Consider the following 26,193-nt stretch of genomic DNA (forward strand, 5'->3'; position numbering starts at 1 on the left):
AAGTTAGATTGGATTGTTGTTGTGGCTCGTAAGACGCCTATAGAGCGTTACCGTAATATAGGCATCATGGCTCATATCGATGCTGGAAAGACAACAACCACCGAGAGAATTCTGTTTTATACGGGTGTTTCTCACAAGATGGGCGAGGTCCATGATGGCGCCGCTACTATGGACTGGATGGAGCAAGAGCAAGAAAGAGGGATAACAATCACCTCTGCGGCGACTACGTGCTTTTGGTTGGGTATGGAAAAGCAATATCCAGAGCATCGGATCAACATAATTGATACGCCAGGGCATGTTGATTTCACGATAGAAGTGGAGCGGTCGTTGCGTGTGTTGGACGGTGCGTGCGCTGTTTTTTGTGCTGTAGGTGGGGTAGAGCCGCAGTCGGAAACAGTGTGGCGTCAAGCGAACAAGTATCATGTGCCTAGGCTGGCTTTTGTGAACAAAATGGATCGTTCCGGGGCTAATTTTTTGCGCGTCGTTGAGCAAATTAAGACGCGGCTAGGTAGTGTCGTAGTGCCGATGCAACTGCCCATTGGGGCAGAGGAAAGTTTTAAAGGTGTTGTAGATTTGCTGAAAATGAAGGCTATCTACTGGGAAGATGCCAACATGGGTGTAGGCTTTACGGAAATGGAAATTCCAGCAGAACTGCAAGATCGCGCAAGAGAGTGGCGTGAACGTATGGTTGAGGCCGCCGCTGACGCATCTGAAGAATTGATGGATAAATACCTTGAAAAAGGTGTTTTGACAAACGAAGAAGTAAAGCAGGGTATAAGAGCGCAGGTTCTGCAGAATAAGTTGGTCCCGGCTTATTGTGGGTCGGCGTTTAAGAACAAAGGTGTGCAGTGTATTCTCGATGGCGTGATAGATTTTCTGCCGTCTCCTCTCGATATAAAGCCCGTAGAAGGTCTATCGGATGCGGAGAGTAATGTCGTTCGCAGCGCCTCTGATGATGAGTCTTTCTCAGCCTTGGCATTTAAAATAGCCACAGATCCATTTGTTGGAACACTGACTTTTTTCAGGGTTTATTCTGGATTGGTCAAGTCTGGAGATGTGGTTTTAAATGCTGGTAAGGGTAAAAAGGAAAGGGTTGGACGCATTGTGCAGATGCATGCCAACAGTCGCGTTGAAATCAGTGAAGTAAGAGCGGGTGAAATCGCGGCGTTTATTGGGCTGAAAGACGTAACAACCGGCGATACGCTTTGTGATATTGAGAAGCCGATTTTGCTCGAGAAAATGGAATTCCCTGAGCCGGTTATTGCCGTGGCTGTAGAGCCAAGAACAAAAGCAGATCAAGATAAAATGGGAGCTGCGCTAGCCAAGTTAGCCCAAGAAGATCCGTCCTTTAGAGTCGGTAGTGACCCGGAATCGGGTCAAATAATAATTTCGGGCATGGGTGAATTGCATCTTGAAATTATCGTTGACCGAATGAAAAGAGAGTTTAACGTTGCGGCAAATGTGGGCGCGCCGCAAGTTGCATACAGGGAAACAATTAAGAGCGTCGTAGAGTGTGAAGGGAAGTTTATAAGGCAGTCAGGAGGCAAGGGTCAATATGGACATGTGTGGCTCAGGTTAGAACCAAAGGAGCGTGGTTCGGGCTATGAATTTGTGAGTGAAGTGGTTGGTGGAGCTATTCCAAAGGAATATATTCCAGCTATAGATAAAGGTGTGCAAGAGCAAATGGAGAACGGCGTTTTAGCTGGTTTTCCGGTTGTTGATGTAAAGGTTAGTTTATTCGATGGTTCATATCATGATGTCGATTCGAATGAAATGGCTTTCAAGATAGCAGGATCTATGTGCTTCAGGGATGGGGCTAAGACTGCAAATCCTGCGTTGCTGGAGCCCATTATGAAAGTCGAGGTAGTAACCCCCGAGGACTATATGGGTGAGGTAGTGGGTGACATTAATCGACGGAGAGGTGTTATTCATGGAATGGAAGATGTTCCGGCCGGAAAAGTAATAGAGTGCGAAGTGCCTCTTGCTGAAATGTTCGGTTATGCCACGGATCTAAGGTCGGCGACTCAGGGTAGGGCAACGTACAGTATGCAGTTTGAAAGATATAACGAAGCACCTGCAAATATTGCGGAAGCGATTATTAGAAAAGTATCTTAAATTTTTTACATATCAGGTATTGAATCATGGCTAAAGAAAAATTTGAAAGAAAGAAACCGCACGTAAACGTTGGCACCATTGGTCACGTTGACCATGGTAAAACCACATTGACAGCGGCATTAACAAAAGTAATGGCGGAGCTGCAAGGCGGCGAGGTCAAGGCTTTTGATCAAATCGACAACGCCCCGGAAGAACGTGCGCGCGGTATCACTATTTCTACCTCACACGTAGAGTATGAGTCAGCCAACCGCCACTATGCCCACGTTGACTGCCCTGGTCACGCTGACTACGTTAAAAACATGATTACCGGTGCGGCCCAAATGGACGGCGCCATCCTGGTTTGCTCGGCTGCGGACGGTCCTATGCCGCAAACGCGCGAACACATCCTGTTGTCACGTCAAGTCGGTGTGCCTTACATTGTCGTGTTCTTGAACAAAGCAGATATGGTAGACGACGCCGAGCTGATTGAGCTTGTCGAAATGGAAATTCGTGAGCTGTTGAATCAATATGAATTCCCTGGTGACGATACCCCTATTATTGTGGGTTCTGCATTGAAAGCTTTAGAAGGCGAGCAAAGCGAAATTGGTGTACAATCCGTAGTCCGCTTGGTTGAGGCCCTGGATAGTTACATTCCTGAGCCAGAGCGTGCGATCGACGGCAAATTCTTGATGCCCATCGAAGACGTGTTCTCAATTTCAGGTCGCGGTACCGTAGTAACCGGTCGTGTTGAGCGTGGCATCATCAAAGTGGGCGAAGCAGTTGAAATCGTCGGCATCAAAGACACCGTTCAAACGACCTGCACCGGTGTGGAAATGTTCCGCAAGCTGCTCGATCAAGGTCAAGCGGGTGATAACGTCGGTGTCCTGTTGCGTGGTACCAAAAGAGAAGATGTTGAACGTGGTCAAGTATTGGCGCATGTTAACTCCATCAAGCCACACGCTCACTTTAAAGCAGAGATTTATGTGCTGTCCAAAGAAGAGGGTGGTCGTCATACCCCGTTCTTCAACGGCTACCGTCCGCAGTTCTACTTTAGAACAACCGACGTAACCGGTGCGGTTGATTTGCCAGAAGGTGTGGAAATGGTGATGCCAGGCGATAACATCGCTGTTACCGTAAAACTAATCTCACCGATTGCGATGGAAGACGGCTTACGTTTTGCGATTCGCGAAGGTGGTCGCACCGTTGGTGCGGGTGTTGTTGCTTCTATTATCGAGTAATCAAGATGGCCAATCAAACTATCAGAATCCAATTAAAAGCGTTTGATCATAAATTGATTGATCAGTCAGCGGGTGAGATAGTAGAAACAGCGAAGAGAACAGGCGCCCAAGTTAAGGGGCCTATTCCTTTGCCTACTAGAAAAGAACGTTTTACTGTATTGATTTCACCGCATGTTAATAAAGATGCTCGTGATCAATATGAACTGAGAACTTACAAAAGGTTGCTTGATATCGTTGAGCCAACCGATAAGACTGTTGACGCCTTGATGAAGTTGGATCTGGCGGCTGGGGTCGATGTTCAAATTAAGCTTAAATAGCAGCAAGTAATAATTTAGAGGGATTGGCAGATGTCAATAGGTCTTATTGGTCGTAAATGTGGTATGACCAGAATTTTTTGCGAAGATGGCTCTTCGGTACCTGTTACCGTACTTCATATAGACTCTAACAGAGTTATACAGGTGAAGAGCATTGAAACTGATGGTTATCGCGCTATTCAGGTAGCGGCGGGTGATGTTAAGTCTTCAAAAGTCAACAAAGCAATGGCTGGGCATTACGCATCTGCCAATGTCACCGCAGGTCGTGGTCTGTGGGAATTTAGGCTAAGTGAGAGCGAGGCTGGCGAGTTTTCTGCAGGGACGGAGTTAAAAGTTAATGTGTTTGAAGCTGGGCAGGTCGTCGATGTGTCCGGTACTAGCATTGGTAAAGGTTTTGCCGGTACAGTTAAGCGCCATAATTTCAGAACGCAAGATGCGACGCACGGTAACTCACGTTCCCATCGGGTTCCAGGTTCTAGCGGTATGAATCAAACTCCGGGCCGAGTATTTAAAGGTAAGAAAATGTGCGGACACATGGGGGCGGTCAAAACTACAATACAGAATTTGACTATCCATGCTGTAGATGCTGAGCGGAGCCTGATTTTAGTCAGAGGCGCTGTGCCTGGTGCCAAGGGTGGTGATGTAGTGATCACCCCTGCAGTAAAAATGTTAAATAAAGGTTAATTTATGACTTTGCAAATACCTGCAATCAATAATCAAGATTCAGCACAGGCGCTCGATGTCTCCGAGGCGGTATTCGGACAGGATTTTAACGAAACGTTGGTGCATCAACTGGTAACCAAATATCTTTCAGCAGCAAGAGCGGGCACTAAAGGCCAAAAAAACCGCGCGGCGGTAAGTGGTGGTGGTGCTAAGCCTTTCCGTCAAAAAGGTACTGGTCGTGCGCGCGCAGGAACAACCAGGAGCCCGGTATGGCGTACAGGCGGTGTTACATTTGCAGCTCAACCAAGATCTTTTGATCAGAAGTTGAACAAGAAGATGTATAAGGTTGGTATTAGGTCTATTTTTTCTGAGTTGTTGAGACAGGGTAGGTTGGCTGTATGCAACGACATAACGCCGGCGACACCAAAAACAAAAGACTTTTTGAGCAAGATAAAAGGTATCGATGCGAAAAGATTGTTAGTGGTTGCGGATGACTTAAATGAAAATTTAATTCTGGCGGCTAGAAACATCCCTTATATAGCGGTAGTTACTCCAAGTAGTGTGGACCCAGTGTCCTTGGTTTCTGCGGATAAGGTAATTGCGACAGCAGCAGCGCTGAAACAGATTGAGGAGCGTTTGGCATGAGCATTGAAAAAATCAAACTAGCAAGCGTTCTGTATGCGCCAATTGTGTCGGAGAAAAGCTCCAACGCGGCTGACCAAAGTAATCAGTTTGTATTCAAAGTAAAAAAGTCTGCAACTAAATTGCAGATTAAAAATGCAGTTGAATTGATGTTTGGTGTTGAAGTAGCTGCCGTTCGTGTTCTGAATGTTAAAGGAAAAATTAAACGATTCGGACGTACATTGGGCAAGCGATCCGACTGGAAAAAAGCTTATGTTAAGCTTCAGCCCGGTCATAACATTGAATTAGCGACAGCATAATACTTTAAAGCAAATAAGGAGCGGTAGAAGAGCATGGCTATTCTAAAATCAAAACCGACATCTCCGGGTTCTCGGTTTGTAGTGCGTGTACAAAATAATGATTTGCATAAGGGTAAGCCATTTGCACAACTACTTGACAAAAAGAACAATACCGGTGGTCGTAACAATCTAGGTAGAATAACGACTCGCCATATTGGCGGCGGACACAAAAAATTCTATCGGATAGTAGACTTTAAACGCGACAAAACTGATATTCCCGCGCTAGTTGAGCGTATCGAATACGATCCGAACAGAACTGCGAATATAGCGCTGATTCTTTTTAAAGATGGCGAGCGCAAATATATAATCGCGCCAAAAGGCATCGAGATAGGCCAAGAGATATTGAGTGCTGAAACGACTCCGGTTAAGCCTGGAAATTGTATGCCTCTGCGGAATATGCCTTTGGGCACCACAATTCATTGTATCGAACTGAAGCCAGGAAAAGGCGCTCAAATTGCAAGAAGCGCTGGAACCTCTGTTCAATTGGTTGCTAAAGATGGCGCATACGTCACCATCCGGCTTCGTTCTGGAGAGATGAGGAAAGTCCCGTCAGATTGCAGAGGTGTAGTTGGCGAAGTCTCCAACTCTGAGCACAATCTTATTTCGTTAGGAAAAGCTGGTGCGAAAAGATGGCGCGGTGTTAGACCTACTGTTAGAGGTGTAGCGATGAATCCTGTAGACCATCCACATGGTGGTGGTGAAGGTAGAACCTCCGGTGGTAGACACCCTGTCTCTCCTTGGGGAACGCCTACAAAAGGCTATAAAACTCGAAAAAACAAACGTACTGACAACATGATTGTCAGACGCCGTAAGCAAAAATAAGAGGTATTTGACGTGCCACGTTCAATTAAAAAAGGTCCATTTATAGATCATCACTTGCTTAAGAAAGTAGAAGAAGCGGTGAGAGCGAATAATAGGAAACCGATTAAAACCTGGTCTAGAAGGTCAATGATCAGCCCAGATATGCTGGGATTGACTATTGCCGTGCATAATGGCAAACAGCATGTGCCGGTATTGATTTCAGAAAATATGGTCGGGCATAAGCTGGGTGAGTTCTCGCCTACAAGGACTTATAAAGGTCATATAGCAGACAAGAAATCAAGATAAGGAGTGAATGTGGAAGTTTCGGCTAAATTAAGTAACGCTCCTCTTTCTGCGCAAAAAGCACGGCTTGTAGGGGATCAAATACGCGGGTTACCTGTTGAAAAAGCATTGAATTTGCTGAGTTTCAGCTCTAAGAAAGCTGCTGCGATAATCAAAAAAGTTCTTGAGTCGGCAATAGCTAACGCAGAACATAACGAAAGTGCTGATGTAGATGAATTAAGGGTTTCGACCGTATTCGTTAACGAAGGCAGAACGTTAAAGAGAGTTAGCGCAAGGGCGAAAGGACGTGCGAATCACATCCTAAAAAGAACTTGTCATATAACAATTAAAGTAGCAGAGAAATAGAGGTAGCAAATGGGACAAAAGGTACATCCCACTGGGATTCGTCTCGGGATAGTAAAAGATTGGACTTCGAGATGGTATGCAAATAGCCAGAATTACCCTGTGTTTCTGTTGCAGGATTTGAAGGTTAGAGAATACATCAAACAAAAGTTAGCTCACGCATCTGTCAGCAGGGTGCAAATAAATCGTCCTGCGAATAATGCCAATATTACTGTGCACACAGCTCGTCCTGGGATTGTGATAGGTAAGAAAGGTGAAGATATAGATGTGTTAAGGCAGAGTATATCTGTAATGATGGGAGTTCCTGTTCAATTAAATGTCGAAGAGATTCGCAAGCCAGAACTTGACGCGTATTTAGTGGCTGAAAGCATAGCTCAGCAGCTTGAAAAACGGATTATGTACCGTCGTGCGATGAAGCGAGCTGTTACTAACACCATGCGTTTAGGTGCTGAGGGAATAAAAATCACCGTAGCAGGTAGACTGAACGGAGCTGAGATTGCTAGAACGGAATGGTATCGCGAAGGCCGTGTGCCGCTTCATACTTTGCGGGCAGATATTGATTACGGAACTGCTGAAGCCAAAACCACTTATGGAATTATCGGTATAAAGGTTTGGATATTTAAGGGTGAGGTGTTTGATATGGATGCTCATGCAGCGTCATTAAGCGCCGACTCAAAAAAATAGTTGAAGGAGTATATAAGAGATGCTTCAGCCAAAAAGAACAAAATTCCGCAAACAACATACCGGTAGAAATAACGGTACAGCGTTGCGCGGTTCGTCAGTAAGCTTCGGCGAGTATGGTTTAAAATCAGTTAGCCGTGGTAGAATGACCGCCCGCCAAATTGAGGCGGCCAGGAGAGCTATTAGTCGTCACGTAAAGCGTGGTGGTAAAATCTGGATCAGAATTTTTCCAGACAAGCCTATCACGAAAAAACCATTAGAAGTTCGTATGGGTAAAGGTAAAGGTAGTGTAGAATACTGGGTTGCTCAAATTAAACCCGGCACGATGCTGTTTGAAATTGAGGGTGTTTCTGAGGAATTAGCAAGAGAAGCCTTTGAATTGGCCGCAGCTAAACTGCCTGTGAAAACTACGTTCTCTGCACGGACAATAATGTAATGAAAGCGAAAGATTTAAGAAGCAAAACAAAAGAAGAGTTGAATTCCAGTCTTTTGGAGTTGTCTCGCGAACAATTCAATTTGAGAATGCAAAAGGGAACTGGGCAACTTAGCAAGCCGAGTCAAATTAAGCAGGTGAGGCGAGATATTGCTCGCATTAATACTATTCTAAGTGAAATGGTAAGAGTATAGATATGAGCGAAAATCTAGATACTGTACGTAAGGTAACTGGTCGGGTAGTTAGCAATAAAATGGATAAGACCGCTTCTGTTTTGGTTGAGCGCCTGGTAAAGCACCCTGTATACGGAAAGTATATAAAGCGATCCACCAAGCTTCTCGTTCACGACGAAAACAATATATGCCAAGAGGGCGACGTGGTTTCAATTACCTCTTGCCGTCCTATTTCTAAGAATAAGGCGTTCAAACTGTTGGAAGTATTAGAAACTGCCAATAGATAATCAATAATTTTAGTTGGGATTTTAAAAATGATTCAGATGCAAACTAGCCTTGACGTCGCCGATAACAGTGGCGCAAAAAAGGTCATGTGTATCAAGGTCCTTGGAGGTTCGCACCGCCGCTATGCTGGCATCGGTGATATCATCAAGGTAAGCGTCAAAGACGCTATGCCGCGTACGAGGGTTAAAAAAGGCGACGTATATAACGCATTAGTTGTAAGGACTCGTAAAGGTGTTCGTAGGGCTGATGGTTCAGTTATACGCTTTGACGGCAATGCCGCGGTAATTTTAAATAACCAACTACAACCAATTGGTACTCGTATCTTTGGGCCGGTTACTCGTGAATTAAGAGGCGATAAATTCATGAAGATTATCTCTCTAGCGCCAGAAGTATTGTAGAGGTCCAAAGATGCAAAAGATTAAACAAGGCGATGAAGTCATCGTAATAGTAGGAAAAGATAAGGGTAAGCTAGGGAAGGTAAGTAAAGTACTTGAAGACCAAAAACTATTAGTCGAGGGTATTAACTTAGTAAAGAAGCATCAAAGAGGTAATCCGAACCTAGGTGTTTCTGGTGGTATTGTTGATAAAAACATGCCAATCGACATTTCGAATGTTGCCTTATTTAACCCAAAAACGAAAAAAGGCGACAGAGTGGGTTTTAGAATTCTAGATGATGGAAAAAAAGTCAGATATTTTAAATCTACTAACGAAAACGTTGGTCTCTAAGGTAATAACGCTATGGCTAGACTACAAAGTAAATACAAATCCGAAATTGTTCCCGCGATGCAGGAGCAGTTTGGCTACAAAACAATAATGCAAGTGCCAAAGCTCACAAAAATAACGCTTAATATGGGTGTTGGTGGGGCTATTGCAGATAAAAAAGTTCTGCAATCTGCGGTTTCTGATATGGAAAAAATATCAGGACAGAAAGCTGTGATTACGTTGGCTAGAAAATCAATTGCAGGATTTAAGATTCGCGATGACATGCCGATTGGTTGCAAGGTTACGTTGCGCGCCGATAAAATGTATGAATTTCTGGATAGGCTAATTACGATTTCTATACCTAGAATACGCGATTTTAGAGGTATGAGTTCTAAGAGTTTCGACGGTCGTGGTAACTATTCAATGGGAATTAAAGAGCAAATTATTTTCCCTGAAATAGATTATGACAAGATTGATGCGCTCCGTGGTATGGATATTTGTATCACAACAACTGCTAAAACAGATGAAGAAGGTTTAGCACTGTTGAAGTTATTCAATTTTCCATTTAAAAACTAGGGCGTATCGACATGGCAAAAAAATCAATGATTGCTCGCGAAGTAAAGCGTGAAGGACTGATAAAAAAATATCAGGCAAAAAGAAGCGAATTGAAGGGAATAATTAGATCTCCGAATGCCTCCTTCGAAGAGAAAGAGAACGCTCAAATTCAACTTCAAAAATTACCCAGAGACTCCAGTAAATCCAGGTTGCGCAATAGATGTAATCTGACGGGGCGCCCGCATGGATATTACAGAAAATTTGGTCTTAGCAGAAATAAATTGAGGGAGGCCACCATGCGTGGTGACGTGCCAGGTTTATCAAAGGCTAGCTGGTAGTTCTGTTTAAGTTTTGGAGAATTGAAAAATGAGTATGACAGATCCAATAGCAGATATGCTTACCAGAATTAGAAATGGTCAATCTGCTGGCAAAAAAAGTGTAAAAATCCCTTCGTCTAAGCTAAAGCTGGCTATCGCGAAGGTTTTGAAAGAAGAGGGATATATTACCGATTTTAAAACTGAAGTTACTGGTTGTCATACAGAAATGACTGTTGAGCTGAAGTATTACAACGGGGTTCCTGTTATCGAGAGCGTTAAGCGAGTTAGCCGTCCAGGTCTTAGAATATACAAGTCTAAAGACGAGTTGCCTAAAGTGCTAGGTGGTTTAGGCATAGCTATAGTGTCAACCTCTAATGGTGTGATGACTGATCGCGCTGCGCGTGCTATAGGGCACGGCGGCGAAGTCATTTGCACTGTCTGCTAATTTAAGAGGTATATCATGTCTAGAGTAGCTAATGCGCCTATAACTTTGCCATCAGGCGTTGATGTAAGAGTTGACGGTAAGCAAATGATAGTTAACGGTAAACTAGGTCAGCTTGCGTTTGATCTTTGTGATGCTGTTGATCTTGAAATCGAATCTAACGTAATTAGAGTTAAATGGGACGATAGTGTAAAAGGTGCTAAGGCTCACGCTGGTACTGCTAGAGCTTCAATTAACAACATGGTGAAAGGAGTCTCTGAGGGCTTCGTAAAAAAAATGTTGTTGGTTGGAGTCGGGTACAGGGCGCAAGTTAAAGATAATCTTTTAACGCTCTCCTTGGGTTATTCAAATCCTGTCGAATATCTAATTCCCGACGGTGTAACTGTTGAAGCGCCAACGCAAACAGAATTGCATGTGAAGAGCAATGATAAACAGAAAGTCGGCCAAGTCGCATCTGAAATCAGAGCTTTTCGTCCGCCCGAGCCTTATAAAGGTAAGGGTGTGAGAATCGCTGACGAATACGTGGCTAGAAAAGAAGCCAAAAAGAAATAGGTGAAGTGATGGATAAGAAGTCTTCAAGATTAAAAAGGGCGTTAAGACTACGCTGCAAAATAAAAAAGTTAAATGTAAATAGACTTACCATACATAGAACTTCCCAGCATATTTATGCACAGGTTCTTAGTGCTGACGGCACGGCCACTCTTGCGGCGGCGTCTACATTGCAAGCTGACGTAAAGGCTGGTCTCAGTAATACAAGTAATATTAAGGCTGCTACCGAGGTGGGGCGTATTGTTGCTGAAAGAGCTATTGCAGCTGGTGTAACAGAGGTTGCATTTGATCGCTCTGGTTTTAAATATCATGGCCGCGTAAAAGCGTTAGCAGACGCTGCACGTGAAGCTGGCTTGAAGTTTTAGGGGAATAGCATGGCAACAGCACCATCTCAAGGTAGTACAGACGGATTGCAGGAAAAATTGGTTTCAGTAAGACGCGTTGCAAAAGTAGTAAAAGGCGGTCGGGTTTTTGGTTTCGCTGCGCTTACAGTCGTTGGCGATGGCGACGGGCGTGTTGGTTATGGCGTGTCCAAGGCGAGAGAAGTGCCTGTAGCGATTCAAAAATCGCTTGAGCAAGCTAGAAAAAATATGCGAAAAGTAGCGTTAAAAGAAGGTACTTTACAATATTCAATTATGTCGAATACCGGTGCCGCTAAGGTTTATATGCAGCCTGCTTCAGAGGGTACAGGTATTATCGCTGGTGGCGCTATGCGTGCCGTATTTGAGGTAGTTGGCGTGCATAATGTGCTGGCTAAGTGTATCGGTACAAGTAACCCGATCAATGTTGTGCGTGCCACAATTAACGGTTTGACCGCAATGCATGATGCTAAGAAAATCGCAGCAAAGCGCGGTTTATCTGTTGATCAAATAACAGGGTAAAACGATATGAGTGGCAAAAAATTAAGCGTAATGATGACTAAAAGTAAAAATGGTCGCTTAAAGAGTCATCAGCAATGTTTGAAAGGATTGGGTCTGAGCAGAATAAGGCAGGTCGTTGAGGTTATCGATACGCCTGAAAATCGCGGAATGATCAATAAGATCGCGTACATGCTAAAAGTTGAGGAAGTTTAATGTATCTAAACACAATACAAGCTGCATGCGGCGCAAGAAAAAAAGCGAAACGCGTTGGGCGGGGCATAGGATCTACTGATGGTAAAACTTGCGGTAGAGGTCATAAGGGTCAAAAGGCGCGGTCTGGAGGTTTTCATAAAGTCGGCTTTGAGGGTGGTCAGATGCCCTTACAGCGTAGACTGCCTAAAGTGGGCTTTACCTCCAGAACTAAAAAATTTACCGCTGAAGTTCGTCTAGCTGAAATTGATGTCCTTCAGGCTGATGTTGTAGATATTCAATTATTGATTAGTGAAAACATCATTCCTGCATTTTCGAAAAAAGTTAAAGTAGTGAATACTGGAACTGTTTCTAGGTCTTTAATTTTAAAAGGACTTGGTGTGACGGCTGGTGCAAAATTAACTATTGAAGCTGCTGGTGGCAAAGTCGAGGCTTAAGTGAGTGCTAAAGGAGTTGATGTTTCTGCAGGCACATTTCGGTTTGGTGAGCTCAAGTCAAGATTGTTGTTTGTTTTAGGCGCATTTGTCGTATACAGAATTGGCGCTCATATCCCTGTCCCAGGGATAGATCCAAAAGCGTTATCAATAATGTTCGAGCAGCAGTCCGGTTCCATCCTAAACATGTTTAACATGTTTTCAGGGGGGGCTTTGATGCGTTTGAGCCTCTTTGCGCTAGGTATAATGCCTTACATTTCGGCTTCTATCATTATGCAGCTTATGACTATAGTCATTCCTGCTATGGAGCAGCTTAAAAAAGAGGGTGAGTCCGGGCGTAGAAAGATTTCTCAGTACACCCGTTACGGTACCGTTGTGTTGGCCATGTTCCAATCGATTGGTATTTCAGTGGCCTTGCAAAACCAAACAGCCGGTGGGCTAGCTGTTGTTATCCAGCCAGGTGTTAGTTTTGTCCTTATAACCACCATAACGTTGGTTACTGGGACAATATTCCTAATGTGGCTTGGAGAGCAGGTTACGGAGAGGGGAATTGGTAATGGTATATCGCTAATTATCTTTGCCGGCATCGTGTCCGGGTTGCCTTCCGCAATCGGTGGAACACTAGAGCTTGCTCGTACTGGTGAAATGAATGGTGCGTTTATTGTTGTGTTGTTCGCGTTATCTATAGCCGTAACGGGTATTGTGGTTTTTGTTGAAAGAGGGCAAAGACGGATAACAATTAATTATCCAAAGAGACAGCAAGGCAATAAGGTGTATTCAGGGCAGAGTTCGTTTCTGCCCCTTAAGTTAAATATGGCTGGCGTGATTCCACCTATTTTTGCATCGAGCATTATATTGTTTCCTGCGACAATAGCGGGGTGGTTCGGGAATGTCGACGGCTTTTCATGGCTTCAGGATATTTCGTCTGTGCTTTCCCCAGGTCAGCCAGTGTACGTTTTGTGTTATGCTTTGGCCATTGTGTTCTTTTGTTTCTTTTATACTGCTCTGGTCTTTAACTCAAAAGAAACGGCCGAAAACCTGAAGAAGTCAGGTGCCTATCTGCCTGGGATTAGGCCGGGTGCTCATACCACCAGTTATATCGATAAGGTAATGACTCGGCTGACGTTGATAGGTGCAGTTTACATCACGCTGATCTGTTTGTTGCCCGAGTTTTTAATTGTTTATTGGAACGTGCCGTTTTCTTTTGGTGGTACCTCTTTGCTGATTATTGTGGTTGTTGTGATGGACTTTATTTCGCAAATGCAGACGCATTTAATGTCGCAGCAATATGAAGGCTTGATGAAAAAAGCTAATTTGAAAAAATCTTAAAAATTCCAGGAGTTTGCCGTGAAAGTACGAGCTTCAATAAAAGCTATATGCAAAAGTTGTAAAGTAATTAAAAGAAACGGCGTTGTGCGGGTTATCTGCAAAGATGGCAGGCATAAACAGCGTCAAGGCTAACTTGTTTTTGTGATTTATTTTGCAGGGTGATATAATCCCCTGTTTAACCTTATAGTACTGTTTTTGGAGTATTTGAATGGCTCGTATTGCCGGTATAAACGTGGCTGACCATAAGCATGCGGAGATAGCGTTGACTGCTATCTATGGAATTGGCAGGCAAACTGCTAGAAATATCTGCGATGAAGTTGGGGTTCAGCCAACCGTCAAGATTCGAGACCTTTCTGAGGATCAAGTGGAATCGATACGTAAGGTTATTTCAGCGATGACTGTCGAAGGTGATCTTCGCAGAGAAGTTTCAATGAATATAAAAAGATTAATGGATCTGGGTTGCTATCGTGGTATCAGGCACCGTCGTGGCTTGCCATTGAGAGGGCAAAGAACCAGAACAAATGCTCGGACTCGAAAAGGTCCGCGTAAGTCAGTTACTAAATAAATACATCTAGATAGGCATTTTTGATGGCAACCCAGAATCGAGTTAAAAAACGTATTAAGAAAGAAGTGGCGGACGGTATCGTTCACGTCCACGCTTCCTTTAACAATACAATCGTTACTATCACAGACAGAAAAGGTAACGCGTTATCTTGGGCAACATCTGGTGGATCCGGTTTTCGTGGCTCGCGCAAAAGTACGCCTTTCGCAGCTCAGGTAGCTGCTGAGAAAGCTGGAGCCGTGGCCCAGGAATATGGCATGAAGAATCTGGATGTTATGATAAAAGGGCCTGGCCCTGGTAGGGAATCTGCTGTTCGCTCCTTGAACAGTATGGGGTTCAAAATTTCAAATATCGTGGACGTTACTCCCATACCTCATAATGGTTGTCGCCCACCCAAAAAACGTCGTGTTTAGGATAGTGGAGTAAATTTAATGGCAAGATATCTTGGTCCTGCTTGCAAGCTGAGTCGTAGGGAAGGTACTGATTTATTTTTGAAAAGCAGAGGGAAGTCTCTGGAAAGCAAATGTAAATTGGAACAAAGACCTGGTCAACATGGTGCTAAGCGTACAAGGAATTCTGATTATGCTATGCAGCTCCGCGCCAAACAGCGCTTGCGTCGCATATACGGAGTATTAGAAAAACAGTTCCGAAACTATTACAAAGCTGCAGATCTACAAAAGGGTGCTACCGGTCAGAACCTGCTCGATTTTTTAGAGTCTCGTTTGGATAACGTTGTTTACCGGATGGGCTACGCTGCTACTCGAGCGGAAGCTAGGCAGTTAGTCTCTCACAAAGCGATTTTGGTAAATGATAGGTTAATTAATATCCCTTCTTTCCAAGTTGCTGCCGGCGACGTAATTAAGATTAGAGAAAAAGCTAAGAGCCAACAACGCATTAAAGACTCGCTGGTCGTTACGGAGCAGTATGGTTTTCCGGTTTGGGTTGAAGTAAATTCGAAAGAGATGAGTGGAACATTCAAGTCTGTTCCTGACCGCGTAGATTTAGGCTCTGACATCAACGAACAGCTGGTTGTTGAGCTTTATTCTAAGTAATAAATAAGTCCAGGATTTAAATTATGCAGAGTTCTATTGTTGGCCTACTAAAGCCTAGACTTGTCGAGGTGATTAACGAATCGGCCAACCACTCGAGAATCGTTATCGAACCTCTGGAGCGCGGCTTTGGGCATTCTTTGGGCAATGCTTTGAGGCGGGTCATGCTGTCTTCAATTCCAGGTTGCGCAGTTACAGAAATTTCTATCGAGGGTGTATTGCATGAATTCACCACGATAGAGGGAGTTCAGGAGGATGTTATAGACATCATACTGAACCTTAAAAAACTAGCTGTTGTCGTTCATTCTAAGGACGAAGTAACTCTTACACTGTCAAAATCTGGCGTCGGTGTGGTAACTGCTCGGGATATTGACCTACCTCATAACGTAGAGTTGGTAAACCCCGATCTGATAATAGCTAACATCAATAATCAAGATTGTTCGCTCAACATTAAGATTAAAGTCGAGCGAGGTAGAGGATATGTCCCTGCCAGTCTGAGGAAGGAAATGCACGACGACGCTCCGGTAGGAGTGTTAATGGTCGACGCGGCTTTTAGTCCTATAGTAAAAGTTGCTTATCATGTAGAAAGCACACGTGTCGAACAGCGCACTAACCTGGACAGGCTTGTTATCGAATTGGAGACAAACGGCACAGTCGATCCCGAACAGGCAATCAAGCTGGCTGCTTCTATTCTTCATGATCAATTATCAGTTTTTGTTGATTTCGAGAAAGTTAATGAGCAGATACATGAAGAGGTGGCGATTGAAGAAGAGTCTTTCGATCCTGTGTTGTTACGTCCTGTAGACGATTTGGAGTTGACGGTTCGTTCTGCCAACTGCCTAAAGGCAGAAAACATCTTCTATATCGGTGATCTTATTCAGCGGACTGAGGTAGAGTTGTTGAGAACACCGAATCTAGGTAAGAAATCGTTAACGGAAATTAAAGATATTCTTGCAATTAAAGGTCTGTCATTGGGTATGCGGTTGGAAAACTGGCCACCTGAAAATCTGGCTGATCAATCGCAAGCTGGAATTTGAATATAAGGCATTTGAAAAATGAGACACCGTAAATCTGGAAGACAGTTAAATAAAAATAGTAGCCACAGAAAAGCGCTATTTAGTAACATGGCTTGCTCTTTGTTTAGACACGAATTAATCAAAACTACGTTACCAAAAGCAAAAGAGTTGCGTGTAATCGCTGAACCTTTGATTACACTATCTAAAGTCGATTCTGTTGCGAAACGTCGTCAGGCGTTCTCTAAGTTGCGTGATAGAGATGTTGTAACGAAGTTATTTAACGAGCTTGGTCCAAGATACCAATCCAGAAACGGTGGGTATTTAAGGATTATTAAATGCGGATTTCGATCTGGTGATGACGCACCTATGGCTTACGTTGAGTTGGTAGATAGGCCGGAGCCCGTTAAAACCGAGGAATAAGTACCATTAGGTATTTAAATCTATCGTTTTAGACGGCAGATTAGCTAAACAGCTAATCTGCCGTTTTTGTTTTTGTGCCCTCCGGTGTCATCCAGATTCCTAAAATACATTCCTTGGGCTGATTATTTTGTTTCTTTCTGATGTAGCTCTCATTTTTCGCTGTGCGAGGTTTTTGCTATTATCCTTGTTAATATGCGCCAACTTTCCAGTTTTTTTTGGAATGGCATTGTTGCATGCGCTGGGCTTGTGGACGGTAATCGGTGGTATATTAATCCATCTGTGGAAATATAAGGTTGAACAAGCTTTTGAAAGGTTTTTTCTGCCGTTAAGCCGTTAAAGAATAAATGCGTAATACTAGGGTGAGCTAGGAAAAAGTCTGGAAAATCATTCGTAACAATACTGTTTTTGTCTATTTTCGTATCCAGACTGCTATTGTGCCTATGGCATGACTTGACTACATCCCATAGTGCTATGCCAGCTAATTTTAATGATTCGATTCTCGCTGAGTATGGGCTGGCGGGATCGATTGCCAGAAGCTCGGTTATGATAGGCCAAAAATGATTACGTGGATGTGCGTAATATTGACCAGCCTCCAGTGAAGCTTTTCCCGGAATGCTGCCAAGAATCAAAACTGTTGCATCCGGTGATGACTCCGCTGAGAAGCTTGTTATTTGGTTCATTCAGCCGGAATTTGATGGGGTCGCATTAGGCGTTTTGCAAACTTGCTAGCACTAGTTTTGTAAAATGCCCAATACGTCTAATACTCGGCAGCAATATGCGTGCTCATTGTCATGCATCAAAGATAGGCCGAGCTGGTGGCCTTGGCTGACAGTTAGATGATGCATCAATAATATAGAAGAATATTGGGTTTCCATATAATCTATGCTGGCCTTTTGATGGCCCCATGCGCCATAGTCACAATGAATAATTCCCGCTAATTGTTTGTTGGCGTAATCTTCAAACAGTTCTACGCATTCTTCTAACGACGTTTTCCGCGAAAGATTGGCCGTTAAATCAATGACTGAGACAATTGCTGTTGGCACTCTGTAAGACATAGCTACCAGTTTGCCTTCGAGTCTCGGTAATACCAATGTCGTGGATTTACCTACGTTCGTGCTAGTTGGGATAATGGAAGACGCACATCCGCGGCCAAGTTGGGATGATGCGTGATAACCATCCAATACGCGTTGATCTGAAAGTTGCGGATGGATAGTGATGGCTCTGGCGTAATCGATGCCGATATGCTTATCAAGCACATGACAGATAGGAACCAGTGCATTACCCGTGCAAGTACTGGCTGAGATGACATCATGGTGCAATGGATCGTATGCCGAATGATTTACTCCGAATACCACGCTAATGTCGCAACCGCTCACATTCCAGGTACAAAGGACTTTTTTAGCGACTTCCTGCTTTATCAAGGAACGGAAATCATGGATCGTGGCGGTGCCCGTGGCGTCAAATAATACATCAAGATCAAATTGGCGCAATACGCCGAAGCTGTCGTCATCGGGTGAGCTACGGCGCCTGTCTACCTTCTGATAGCGAACTCTTTTGCCGTCTATGATCAGGTCGTTGCCATCACAGTCCACGCTAAACGGAGGGCGGCCATAGGTGCTGTCGTTTGCTAATAAGTAAGCAACGTGATCGATAGCCATTACGTCACAGACTACGCGTATATCGAATCTGCCGCCTTTTTCTTGCGCGAAATTTCCTCTTAATACCCCGCGACCAATTCTGCCTAAACCGACGATCCCTATGTTAAGGCCCATTGTTTAAAATCTCCGCTTTGATAGTGCTTTGCGTTAAAACGCCAATAGCGCCTGTGGTTTGGGGAGGTCGCTGGTGTTGGTTTATGCTCATGGCGTTAGTTTTCGTTTTTATTTGTCAAGATTGGGAGTAGCAATGCTTGAAAAACTAGAGCAACAAGCCGCCCAAGTCAAGGCAAAGTAAAATATAACGGAGGGGCTGCTTCTGTTTCGGGTAGGGTGCGGTAGATTGGAGAGTCCAGCCAAATGGGCTTATTCCTATTGAGGCTCGTCCTCGGATGTCACAAATTTTTCTGATAAGCGTAACAGCACGAACAAGGCACCTGTACCGCCAGCCTTGGGAGGGGCTGAGCAAAACGCCAGGACATCTTTATGTTGGCGTAGCCAGAGATTAATATCATTTTTTAAGACTGGCTGATTGTCCGTAGAGTTGTACCCCTTGCCGTGAATGATTTGTACGCAGCGATAACCGTCTTCAACGCAATAGTGTAAAAATCGTAATAGCTGCTGTTGTGCATCCCGGCTACTTAAGCCATGTAGATCGATATCGGCATCCACGCCGTAATATCCCTTACGAAGCTTTTTGATGACGCTTTTTTGCATGCCTGGTACCAGGAAGGCGATCTTGTCTTCTTGGAACAGGGTCTCCAAGTTGCCCTCAACATCTTTTTGTAACGGATCAACCTGCTCCAGCGGCTTAAATAAGGGTATAGGCCGCGGTTTCTTGTCTGGCTTAAGAATAGCGGTATTGGTGTCTATGGTCTGGACTTTACCGATCGAGTTTCGAAACAAGAGGGCATCGTCTGCGGAAGTGGTTTTTTTTGTCACGTAAGCTGCTGGTTTTGCGGTTTTTTTGCTACTATGCGGGAATTTTAAAGCGTTTCACGGCAGTATGCACATACTAATCAGCAACGACGACGGTTATTTAGCGCAAGGCATCAACACACTGGCCGAAGCTCTGCGTCAATACGCCAGCGTGTCAGTTGTGGCGCCCGATAAAAACCGGAGTGCCGCAAGCAATTCTTTAACCTTGGATATGCCTTTGCGAGCCACACAATGCGAAAACGGTTTTGTCAGGGTGGATGGTACACCGACGGATTGCGTGCATCTGGCCATTACCGGGCTATTAGCGCACGAACCCGATATGGTATTCGCCGGTATCAATCATGGCGCCAATCTCGGCGACGATGTGCTTTATTCTGGCACCGTGGCTGCGGCTACCGAAGGGCGTTTTCTTGGACTGCCTGCGGTAGCTATATCTTTGGCATCCAGCGATCCTAAACATTTCGATACGGCGGCACATGTGGCTGTGACATTAATGCAAAAAATCCTCGCTCATCCATTGCCCGAAGACACTTTGTTAAACGTCAACGTGCCTGATTTGCCGATCGCTGAATTAAAAGGTTATCAATCTACCCGACTCGGACAGCGGCACAAAGCGGAAGCGGTAATACGCTCGCAGGATCCGCGCGGTCACATTATTTACTGGGTAGGGCCGCCCGGTAGCGAACAAGACGCCGGGCCGGGTACCGATTTTGATGCGATAAGAAACGGGTACGTGTCCGTAACGCCGTTACAGCTGGATTTAACGCGTTACGAACGACTAGAGGGATTGCGCGATTGGCTGGCAATGGAGGCGCGCGTATGAGTAGACGCATCCAGGGTATAGGTATGACTTCTCGGCGGACCAGAGAGCGGATGATTTCTCGGCTGCGCGAGCAAGGTATCCATAACAGCAAAGTCTTGGCGGTAATGTCTGACACACCGAGGCATATTTTTGTCGACGAAGCTTTGGAGAGTCGCGCTTATGAAGATACCGCCTTGCCAATCGGCCACAATCAAACTATATCTCAGCCGTATATTGTCGCCAAAATGACGGAATTGCTATTGGAAAAAGGTCCGCTGCATAAGGTACTGGAAATTGGTACGGGTTGCGGATATCAAACCGCAATATTGTCGAAGTTGGTAGAGCAAGTATATTCGGTGGAACGGATTGCGCCGTTGATGAAAAAAGCCCGAGATACCCTATGGGAGTTGGATATTAAGACCGTGGGTTTTAAGCATAGCGATGGCGGTTGGGGTTGGCCGGAGCATGCGCCATACGATGGGATTTTAGCTGCTGCCGCGCCGGTCGAAATTCCAGAAGCCCTACTTGAGCAAATGGCGCTGGGAGGCGTGATGGTGATTCCAGTCGGGCTGGAAGGGATGCAGGAATTGCATCGGGTAACCCGCACAGAGCATGGCTTTGAGGATGAAGTGATTGAGCGCGTCAGTTTTGTGCCGTTTTTATCAGGTGTCAGTCAATAAGTTTTAATCGTTTTATCGCGCCGGTTTTGTTAGCCAATTGGCGTGTCCGGCGCGACGGTGATGAATTTGCTAGAAATTCAAATGCTGCTTACGTTTGCTGGCTATAAATCCTAATAAAGCAGAGCCGAATAGCCAAACGGACGAAGGAACCGGCACAGCTGTTACCGAAACTTGCCAGCCCACATCTTTCAGCGCGGCGAGATCGAGTTGCGTAAACACCTTGCGCGTGCCAACGTGTATAGTTGGGTCCATTGCTGTTTCTTGTTCAATGCCGTTTACCGTGCTTTTGGTACCGTCTAACCAATGAACCTTATCTCCTTCCAGCGGCACATTGCTGCCATAAGCCGCTACTGCATTGGCACCGGTAAAGCCGGAGCCTGAGGCTTGATTATCCCAAGAGTCGGAACTGCCTAGACCTAATAAGTGGCCTAACTCATGCAGAGCCACCGAATAAAAATCGTTGCCGCTAAAGGCTTCTGTGGTTGAAAGATCGGCGTCGAAATACCAGTTTGCCGAACTGCTGAAGGTCAATTGGCCGCCCCATGGTGCAAAATCAGTTGCCAATGGGCCGGAGGTAGGATTTGATTGGCCGCGTTGCGCTGCATTGGTCAAAAAATCTTGGGTACCGCTGACGTTGTAACCGCCGTAGCCGCCATAGCCCAAGTTGCCGGCGCCCATGGTCTGTCCGCCAACAAACACCGTGAGTGTGTCGGCTGCTACACTGAAATTGCTTAATGTAGTCTCGGCGCCAGTATCCGGGCGATTAAATACCGCGCTGAAATTATTGGCACCGCCGGATGTAATCGCTGTCAAGCTGTCGGTCAAGATGCTTCCCAAAAAGCCGCCGGCGGCGTCTAGGATGTCTCGTCTACTTGTGTTGCTGCCGGAGAAAAAGCCGCCATCGTAGGTATAGTCAAAATTGATGACGACAGCGTCAGCTGATTGGCTGGCGGCCAGCAACAAGACGCCGGCGAATGCGGATGGTTTAATAAGCATGAATTTAACTCGCTCAAGTTGGTTAATAATTGCTGCGGTTAGCTCGGTCTTGATTTAGATTCGAGCACTGTGCAGCGCTAGTTCTTGTTCTCGGTGGGCGCATTCAGTAATGCAATACACTGATGATTGCCGTAGGCGAAAAGTAACATCGCAAATATTCGCCAGGCAAGCATTTTATTCGAAACACGTCGAAAAATTGTTCTTTGCTGAAATTTATTTCACTTGGCAACCACTGCGTGGATAGTGCTATCCAGAAAAACGAGAGTGTTCGATCAGAAAGCCGACTAAAATAGGCGCGTCGCTTGCTTGCTTGAATACTTGGCAGGCTGCTCTTCATAATTAGAATAAACATACTAAGTACTTTTGAAAAACAACGCTGCTACTTATTCGGTCGGAATCGACCTAGGCACGACCCATACCGTGGTCGCCTACTCCGACATCCACGATCCTGCGAAAGCAATTCACCTGTTCGAGATTCCTCAGCTGATCGCGCCAGGGGAAGTGAATGCCAAGCCACTATTACCGTCGGTGCGTTACCATCCTGCGCTCGGAGAAATAAGCGCCGAGGCCGGGTTTTTAACCCAGGAAAATGGCGCTGTGCTGGGTGAAGCGGCGCGCTTGCTGGGTGCCAAGTCGCAAGGCCGTTTGGTTACCAGCGCCAAGAGTTGGTTGTCGCACACAGCCGTTGATCACAGTGCTGCTATTTTGCCTTGGGGCAGTGACGAATCGGTATTTAAAGTCTCGCCGCTGGAAGCCAGCGCTAGTTATTTGCGACATGTCTGTTCCGTTTGGGAGCAGCGTTTTCCCTCTGCGCCACTTGCTCTGCAGGAAGTTGTGATTACGGTGCCGGCGTCCTTCGACGAGTCCGCGCGATCCTTGACCCTGGAAGCGGCAAAGATGGCCGGTTTGAAAGGCGTCAGGTTGCTAGAAGAGCCGCAAGCAGTTTGTTACGACTGGCTGCGCCGGCATGCCGGTACCATCAAATCCAGTCTGGCCGGTAGCCGGTTATTGCTGGTCTGCGATGTCGGCGGCGGTACTACCGATTTGACTTTGATCAAGATTGAGCAGGGTCTAGATGAGCCGCGGCTGACGCGCATAGGTGTCGGCGACCACCTGATGTTGGGTGGCGACAATATTGATCTGGCTCTGGCGCATTTAGCGGAAAGCCGCTTGCGAGCCGGCGACAAAAAACTCTCTACCGCCGATTTATCGCAATTGCTGGAGCAATGTCGGATCGCCAAGGAATTGTTATTGGCTGACGATGCCCCGGAGCACGTTGCTGTAACCTTATTGGGCGGCGGTTCCAGGTTGATTGGCGGCACTAAAAGCGCCACGCTAAGCAGAGAGGAAGTTAAGCAAATTGCCTTGGATGGTTTTTTGCCCCTATCCGGTTTGCAAGACCTGCCGGACAGGAAGCGTAGCGGAGTAGTGGAGTTTGGCTTGCCCTACGCGGCGGAGCCGGCTATCAGTAAGCATATAGCCGCCTTTTTGCAGTTGCATGCGCAAGCGGCACAAACTGCCCTGGGTAGTACGGGCGCAGAGCATCAAATAGTCCCCGACGCCTTATTGCTGAACGGCGGCGTGTTTCGCAGTTCGGCCATGGTGCAACGGTTAATTGATTTATTAACCCGATGGCGTGGCGGGCGGCCGCCGTTATTGCTGGATAATAGCCATCCGGAATTGGCGGTGGCTTACGGTGCGGTAAGTTATGCAGTTGCCCGCCGCGAGAAGAACTTGAAAATCGGCGGCGGTGCGGCGCGTAGTTATTTTCTGCTTGTTGATGCCACGGTCAAAAGTGGCGATGGTAAGCAAGGCGGTCGTGGCGTTTGTATCCTGCCGAAAGGTAGTGAGGAAGGCCATGAGATTTTGTTAAGTGATCGGCAATTCGCTCTCCGAGTGGGACAACCGGTACGGTTTCATTTGCTGTCCAGCAGCGGAGACGGTAATTACCGGCCCGGCGCAATAGTCGAGCTAGATGACGAGCGGTTTCACAGTCTGCCGCCGTTGGCAGTGGCGTTCGAAGGCCAGTTGAAAACTGAAGTTGCGGTGCAATTGCTGGCGACATATACCGAAGTCGGTACTTTGCAATTGCAGTGCGTAGCGGTGGCAGACTCCAACCAGCGTTGGGATGTAGAGTTTCAAATTCGCAAAAAAGCCCAAACATCCATAAATGCCGAATTACCTGGTCAATTGCCGCAAGCGCTGGAGAAAGTCCAGGCCGTATTCGGAGCCAAATCCAAACAAGTCGATCCGCAGGCGGTAAAAACCTTGCGCGCCGATCTGGAAAACGTTCTCGCGGCACCGCGAGGCGCCTGGCAAACCCCGTTACTGCGCGAGTTGTTTACGGCCTTGCTGGACGGCAGTAAATACCGGCGGCGTAGTGAACAGCACGAACGCCTCTGGTTGAGTTTGGCTGGCTTTTGCCTGCGTCCGGGCTTTGGTTATCCGCTCGACGATTGGCGGGTAGAGCAACTCTGGAAGCTATATGCAGAAGGGCTGCAGTTCGTTAACGAAAAACAGAACTGGGCCGAATGGTGGACCTTATGGCGGCGCGTTGCCGGTGGCCTGGGTGCGGATGCTCAACATCGTATCTTTAACGACATCGCCAAATTCATCAATCCGGCTGCCTCGCGCCAGCCGGGTGTCGCGAAGCAACTGGCTACACGAGGTTACGAAGATATGGTGCGACTGGCGGCGGCACTAGAGCGGTTGAACCTTGTCGATAAAATTCAACTGGGCGAGTGGCTCTTGAAGCGTCTGGAAAAAGCCGGAGAGCCTGAGCAGAGTTGGTGGGCGGTCGGACGTATCGGTGGGCGGATTCTGTTTCACGGCAACAATCATCAGGTAATTCCAGCGAAGACTGCCGAAATCTGGCTGAAACAGCTATTGAGAGCTGATTGGAAAAAGCTAACCCAGGCCGGCTTTGCCGCCACCTTGTTGGCGAGGCGTTGCGACGACCGTGCTCGGGATATCGACGATAGCCTGCGAGCGCAGGTGATCGACAAGCTCAAACAAGCTAAATCCCCTGTGTCGTGGGTAGACATGGTTGCCGAATTCAAACAACTGGATGAACAACAGGAAAAGCAAGTCTTCGGCGAAGCGCTGCCGCCGGGCTTGAAACTAATTGTTTAATGCTAAGCTTTGTGATGCCGATATAACAATCAACAGCGGCACGTTACCTGAACCGGTTATTGGCATAGAAATCGCTTTATCCAGTTCAATAGCGGTTTTTCACTCTGAAAGCACATTAAACGACAAAAATATGGCAGACAAATACGGCATAGACAGTCATAAACTGGTGTATCACCCGCAGCGGGTGGCGCAATGGTTGGATGGCAGGCACGATTGGCAGCAAGCGAAAGCCGTGTATCCTATCTACATGGAGGTCTCTCCGGTAGGTGCCTGTAATCACCGTTGCACGTTTTGCGCAGTGGATTACATCGGTTATAAAGCGCAGCGTCTGGATGTCAAAATTTTGGCGGAGCGTTTGACTGAGATGGGTAAGCTTGGTGTGAAAAGCATCATGTACGCCGGCGAAGGCGAGCCTATGCTGCACAAGGAGATCAATGACATCGTCAAATGGACTTTCGATGCCGGTATCGATGTGTCTTTCACTACCAACGGCACCTTGATGAACCAGCGTTTTGTCGAGCAATCCTTGCCGCTGGTATCGTGGATAAAGGTGTCGCTGAATGCCGGCAGTGCCGAAAATTATGCAGCCATTCATCAAACCAAGGCGTCCGATTTTGACTTGGTGCTGAACAATCTGCGTCGTGCGGTCGACCATAAGAAAACCCAGCAATTATCCTGCGCTCTGGGAGCACAAATTTTATTGTTGCCGGAAAATCAACATGAAGTAAGCACGCTGGCAAAAATCTGCCGCGAAATCGGTTTGGATTATCTGGTCGTCAAGCCGTATTCCCAACATCTATTCAGCGAAACCCGCCGCTACGAAGCCTTGCGATACGACAATCTACTGGGAATGGCCGAGGAACTGGCCCAATTCAACGGCGACGGCTTTAACGTGGTATTTCGCGAACAGACCATGAAGAACTACAGCCAATCGGAAACCGAGCGTTACAAAACCTGCCACGCCACTCCTTATTTTTGGGGCTATATCATGGCTGACGGCGAAGTCTACGGCTGCAGTGCCTATCTCACCGATCAACGCTTTGCTTACGGCAATATCCATCAGCAGTCTTTCCAAGCCATCTGGGAAGGCGAGAAACGCCGGCAGAACTGGCAGTACATCACCCAGGACTTGGATATTAGCCAATGCCGCAAAAATTGCCGGATGGAGTCGGTTAATCAGTATCTGGACAAGCTCACGGCCAATCAGCCGGCCCATATCAATTTTATCTAGGACAGA

The 26,193-nt window shown here is 46.2% G+C and carries 38 protein-coding genes; 34 read left to right on the forward strand and 4 right to left on the reverse strand.

Going from position 1 to position 26,193, the window contains the following annotated elements; genetic code table 11:
- Positions 1 to 21: 21 nt before the first annotated feature.
- The 30 genes from fusA to rplQ all read left to right on the forward strand — a co-directional run bounded on the left by fusA (position 22) and on the right by rplQ (position 16,752).
- Positions 22 to 2,115: an elongation factor G gene (fusA, locus tag G006_RS0118945; protein ID WP_026147171.1), complete on the forward strand. Its 2,094-nt coding sequence runs from the start codon at positions 22 to 24 to the stop codon at positions 2,113 to 2,115.
- Between the two features lie 26 nt (positions 2,116 to 2,141).
- Positions 2,142 to 3,332, forward strand: coding sequence for an elongation factor Tu (tuf, locus tag G006_RS0118950; RefSeq protein WP_020484790.1), 1,191 nt, complete (start codon positions 2,142 to 2,144; stop codon positions 3,330 to 3,332).
- 5 nt (positions 3,333 to 3,337) lie between these two features.
- The gene (gene rpsJ / locus G006_RS0118955; RefSeq protein ID WP_020484801.1) at positions 3,338 to 3,649 is read left to right on the forward strand and encodes a 30S ribosomal protein S10; all 312 of its coding nucleotides are present in this window, start codon (positions 3,338 to 3,340) and stop codon (positions 3,647 to 3,649) included.
- A 30-nt stretch (positions 3,650 to 3,679) separates the two neighbouring features.
- On the forward strand, positions 3,680 to 4,330 hold the full coding sequence (rplC, locus tag G006_RS0118960) for a 50S ribosomal protein L3 (protein WP_020484802.1): 651 nt from the start codon (positions 3,680 to 3,682) through the stop codon (positions 4,328 to 4,330).
- A 3-nt stretch (positions 4,331 to 4,333) separates the two neighbouring features.
- Positions 4,334 to 4,954 carry a 50S ribosomal protein L4 gene (rplD, locus tag G006_RS0118965; RefSeq protein ID WP_020484803.1) on the forward strand — a complete coding sequence of 207 codons (621 nt, stop codon included), beginning with the start codon at positions 4,334 to 4,336 and terminating at the stop codon, positions 4,952 to 4,954.
- A complete protein-coding gene (rplW, locus tag G006_RS0118970) occupies positions 4,951 to 5,250 on the forward strand; it encodes a 50S ribosomal protein L23 (RefSeq protein WP_020484804.1) in 300 nt (99 codons plus the stop codon). Before rplD ends, rplW begins: the two co-directional genes overlap by 4 nt.
- 33 nt (positions 5,251 to 5,283) lie before the next feature.
- Positions 5,284 to 6,111, forward strand: a complete 828-nt coding sequence (gene rplB / locus G006_RS0118975; protein ID WP_020484805.1) for a 50S ribosomal protein L2 — start codon at positions 5,284 to 5,286, stop codon at positions 6,109 to 6,111.
- A gap of 12 nt (positions 6,112 to 6,123) precedes the next feature.
- Positions 6,124 to 6,396: a 30S ribosomal protein S19 gene (gene rpsS, locus G006_RS27995; protein ID WP_081607975.1), complete on the forward strand. Its 273-nt coding sequence runs from the start codon at positions 6,124 to 6,126 to the stop codon at positions 6,394 to 6,396.
- A 9-nt stretch (positions 6,397 to 6,405) separates the two neighbouring features.
- The gene (rplV, locus tag G006_RS0118980; RefSeq protein WP_020484806.1) at positions 6,406 to 6,738 is read left to right on the forward strand and encodes a 50S ribosomal protein L22; all 333 of its coding nucleotides are present in this window, start codon (positions 6,406 to 6,408) and stop codon (positions 6,736 to 6,738) included.
- Positions 6,739 to 6,747: 9 nt separating this feature from the next.
- Positions 6,748 to 7,419 (forward strand): 30S ribosomal protein S3, encoded by a 672-nt coding sequence (gene rpsC / locus G006_RS0118985; protein WP_020484807.1) that lies wholly within the window; start codon positions 6,748 to 6,750, stop codon positions 7,417 to 7,419.
- A gap of 19 nt (positions 7,420 to 7,438) precedes the next feature.
- Positions 7,439 to 7,852 carry a 50S ribosomal protein L16 gene (gene rplP, locus G006_RS0118990; protein ID WP_020484808.1) on the forward strand — a complete coding sequence of 138 codons (414 nt, stop codon included), beginning with the start codon at positions 7,439 to 7,441 and terminating at the stop codon, positions 7,850 to 7,852.
- The gene (gene rpmC / locus G006_RS0118995; RefSeq protein ID WP_020484809.1) at positions 7,852 to 8,043 is read left to right on the forward strand and encodes a 50S ribosomal protein L29; all 192 of its coding nucleotides are present in this window, start codon (positions 7,852 to 7,854) and stop codon (positions 8,041 to 8,043) included. The genes rplP and rpmC overlap by 1 nt, the downstream gene beginning before the upstream one ends.
- 2 nt (positions 8,044 to 8,045) lie before the next feature.
- Positions 8,046 to 8,309, forward strand: coding sequence for a 30S ribosomal protein S17 (rpsQ, locus tag G006_RS0119000; RefSeq protein WP_020484810.1), 264 nt, complete (start codon positions 8,046 to 8,048; stop codon positions 8,307 to 8,309).
- 27 nt (positions 8,310 to 8,336) lie between these two features.
- Complete coding sequence (rplN, locus tag G006_RS0119005) at positions 8,337 to 8,705, forward strand: 50S ribosomal protein L14 (protein ID WP_013820378.1); 369 nt, start codon at positions 8,337 to 8,339, stop codon at positions 8,703 to 8,705.
- Between the two features lie 10 nt (positions 8,706 to 8,715).
- Positions 8,716 to 9,033 carry a 50S ribosomal protein L24 gene (rplX, locus tag G006_RS0119010; protein ID WP_020484811.1) on the forward strand — a complete coding sequence of 106 codons (318 nt, stop codon included), beginning with the start codon at positions 8,716 to 8,718 and terminating at the stop codon, positions 9,031 to 9,033.
- Between the two features lie 12 nt (positions 9,034 to 9,045).
- Positions 9,046 to 9,585 carry a 50S ribosomal protein L5 gene (gene rplE / locus G006_RS0119015; protein ID WP_020484812.1) on the forward strand — a complete coding sequence of 180 codons (540 nt, stop codon included), beginning with the start codon at positions 9,046 to 9,048 and terminating at the stop codon, positions 9,583 to 9,585.
- 11 nt (positions 9,586 to 9,596) lie between these two features.
- The gene (gene rpsN / locus G006_RS0119020; RefSeq protein WP_020484813.1) at positions 9,597 to 9,902 is read left to right on the forward strand and encodes a 30S ribosomal protein S14; all 306 of its coding nucleotides are present in this window, start codon (positions 9,597 to 9,599) and stop codon (positions 9,900 to 9,902) included.
- A 28-nt stretch (positions 9,903 to 9,930) separates the two neighbouring features.
- Positions 9,931 to 10,326: a 30S ribosomal protein S8 gene (rpsH, locus tag G006_RS0119025; protein WP_020484814.1), complete on the forward strand. Its 396-nt coding sequence runs from the start codon at positions 9,931 to 9,933 to the stop codon at positions 10,324 to 10,326.
- A gap of 15 nt (positions 10,327 to 10,341) precedes the next feature.
- Positions 10,342 to 10,875, forward strand: coding sequence for a 50S ribosomal protein L6 (gene rplF / locus G006_RS0119030; RefSeq protein WP_026147172.1), 534 nt, complete (start codon positions 10,342 to 10,344; stop codon positions 10,873 to 10,875).
- A gap of 8 nt (positions 10,876 to 10,883) precedes the next feature.
- Positions 10,884 to 11,237, forward strand: coding sequence for a 50S ribosomal protein L18 (gene rplR, locus G006_RS0119035; RefSeq protein WP_020484816.1), 354 nt, complete (start codon positions 10,884 to 10,886; stop codon positions 11,235 to 11,237).
- Between the two features lie 9 nt (positions 11,238 to 11,246).
- Positions 11,247 to 11,753: a 30S ribosomal protein S5 gene (gene rpsE / locus G006_RS0119040; protein WP_020484817.1), complete on the forward strand. Its 507-nt coding sequence runs from the start codon at positions 11,247 to 11,249 to the stop codon at positions 11,751 to 11,753.
- Positions 11,754 to 11,759: 6 nt separating this feature from the next.
- Positions 11,760 to 11,945, forward strand: coding sequence for a 50S ribosomal protein L30 (gene rpmD, locus G006_RS0119045; protein WP_020484818.1), 186 nt, complete (start codon positions 11,760 to 11,762; stop codon positions 11,943 to 11,945).
- The gene (gene rplO / locus G006_RS0119050) at positions 11,945 to 12,379 is read left to right on the forward strand and encodes a 50S ribosomal protein L15 (RefSeq protein ID WP_020484819.1); all 435 of its coding nucleotides are present in this window, start codon (positions 11,945 to 11,947) and stop codon (positions 12,377 to 12,379) included. The genes rpmD and rplO overlap by 1 nt, the downstream gene beginning before the upstream one ends.
- On the forward strand, positions 12,380 to 13,705 hold the full coding sequence (gene secY, locus G006_RS0119055) for a preprotein translocase subunit SecY (protein ID WP_020484820.1): 1,326 nt from the start codon (positions 12,380 to 12,382) through the stop codon (positions 13,703 to 13,705).
- An 18-nt stretch (positions 13,706 to 13,723) separates the two neighbouring features.
- Entirely contained in the window at positions 13,724 to 13,837 is a 114-nt protein-coding gene (gene rpmJ, locus G006_RS28000; protein WP_081607976.1) for a 50S ribosomal protein L36, read from the forward strand.
- 76 nt (positions 13,838 to 13,913) lie between these two features.
- Positions 13,914 to 14,270 carry a 30S ribosomal protein S13 gene (gene rpsM / locus G006_RS0119060; RefSeq protein ID WP_020484821.1) on the forward strand — a complete coding sequence of 119 codons (357 nt, stop codon included), beginning with the start codon at positions 13,914 to 13,916 and terminating at the stop codon, positions 14,268 to 14,270.
- A 23-nt stretch (positions 14,271 to 14,293) separates the two neighbouring features.
- Positions 14,294 to 14,680 carry a 30S ribosomal protein S11 gene (rpsK, locus tag G006_RS0119065; RefSeq protein ID WP_020484822.1) on the forward strand — a complete coding sequence of 129 codons (387 nt, stop codon included), beginning with the start codon at positions 14,294 to 14,296 and terminating at the stop codon, positions 14,678 to 14,680.
- Between the two features lie 18 nt (positions 14,681 to 14,698).
- Entirely contained in the window at positions 14,699 to 15,319 is a 621-nt protein-coding gene (gene rpsD, locus G006_RS0119070) for a 30S ribosomal protein S4 (protein WP_020484823.1), read from the forward strand.
- A 23-nt stretch (positions 15,320 to 15,342) separates the two neighbouring features.
- Positions 15,343 to 16,353 (forward strand): DNA-directed RNA polymerase subunit alpha, encoded by a 1,011-nt coding sequence (locus G006_RS0119075; RefSeq protein ID WP_020484824.1) that lies wholly within the window; start codon positions 15,343 to 15,345, stop codon positions 16,351 to 16,353.
- Positions 16,354 to 16,371: 18 nt separating this feature from the next.
- Positions 16,372 to 16,752: a 50S ribosomal protein L17 gene (gene rplQ / locus G006_RS0119080; protein WP_020484825.1), complete on the forward strand. Its 381-nt coding sequence runs from the start codon at positions 16,372 to 16,374 to the stop codon at positions 16,750 to 16,752.
- 149 nt (positions 16,753 to 16,901) lie between these two features.
- On the opposite strand, the gene G006_RS0119085 is transcribed toward rplQ, so the two are convergent.
- The 3 genes from G006_RS0119085 to G006_RS0119095 form a co-directional block, all read right to left on the reverse strand.
- The gene (locus G006_RS0119085; RefSeq protein WP_020484826.1) at positions 16,902 to 17,432 is read right to left on the reverse strand and encodes a DNA-deoxyinosine glycosylase; all 531 of its coding nucleotides are present in this window, start codon (positions 17,430 to 17,432) and stop codon (positions 16,902 to 16,904) included.
- Positions 17,433 to 17,483: 51 nt separating this feature from the next.
- On the reverse strand, positions 17,484 to 18,524 hold the full coding sequence (locus G006_RS0119090; RefSeq protein ID WP_020484827.1) for a type I glyceraldehyde-3-phosphate dehydrogenase: 1,041 nt from the start codon (positions 18,522 to 18,524) through the stop codon (positions 17,484 to 17,486).
- 255 nt (positions 18,525 to 18,779) lie between these two features.
- Entirely contained in the window at positions 18,780 to 19,349 is a 570-nt protein-coding gene (locus tag G006_RS0119095) for a Smr/MutS family protein (RefSeq protein ID WP_020484828.1), read from the reverse strand.
- A 64-nt stretch (positions 19,350 to 19,413) separates the two neighbouring features.
- Between G006_RS0119095 and surE the strand changes: the two genes are divergently transcribed.
- Together surE and G006_RS0119105 are read left to right on the forward strand one after the other, a co-directional pair.
- The gene (gene surE, locus G006_RS0119100; protein WP_020484829.1) at positions 19,414 to 20,169 is read left to right on the forward strand and encodes a 5'/3'-nucleotidase SurE; all 756 of its coding nucleotides are present in this window, start codon (positions 19,414 to 19,416) and stop codon (positions 20,167 to 20,169) included.
- Complete coding sequence (locus G006_RS0119105) at positions 20,166 to 20,828, forward strand: protein-L-isoaspartate(D-aspartate) O-methyltransferase (protein ID WP_026147173.1); 663 nt, start codon at positions 20,166 to 20,168, stop codon at positions 20,826 to 20,828. Before surE ends, G006_RS0119105 begins: the two co-directional genes overlap by 4 nt.
- Before the next feature lie 69 nt (positions 20,829 to 20,897).
- On the opposite strand, the gene G006_RS0119110 is transcribed toward G006_RS0119105, so the two are convergent.
- Positions 20,898 to 21,824, reverse strand: coding sequence for a PEP-CTERM sorting domain-containing protein (locus G006_RS0119110; protein WP_020484831.1), 927 nt, complete (start codon positions 21,822 to 21,824; stop codon positions 20,898 to 20,900).
- A gap of 363 nt (positions 21,825 to 22,187) precedes the next feature.
- On the opposite strand from G006_RS0119110, the gene G006_RS0119115 reads away from it, so the two are divergent.
- Both G006_RS0119115 and G006_RS0119120 read left to right on the forward strand, forming a co-directional pair.
- Complete coding sequence (locus tag G006_RS0119115) at positions 22,188 to 24,956, forward strand: Hsp70 family protein (RefSeq protein WP_020484832.1); 2,769 nt, start codon at positions 22,188 to 22,190, stop codon at positions 24,954 to 24,956.
- Positions 24,957 to 25,086: 130 nt separating this feature from the next.
- Positions 25,087 to 26,187: a radical SAM protein gene (locus G006_RS0119120; protein ID WP_026147174.1), complete on the forward strand. Its 1,101-nt coding sequence runs from the start codon at positions 25,087 to 25,089 to the stop codon at positions 26,185 to 26,187.
- Positions 26,188 to 26,193: the final 6 nt, after the last annotated feature.

It is taken from the genome of Methylomonas sp. MK1, assembly GCF_000365425.1.
Taxonomy (GTDB): domain Bacteria; phylum Pseudomonadota; class Gammaproteobacteria; order Methylococcales; family Methylomonadaceae; genus Methylomonas.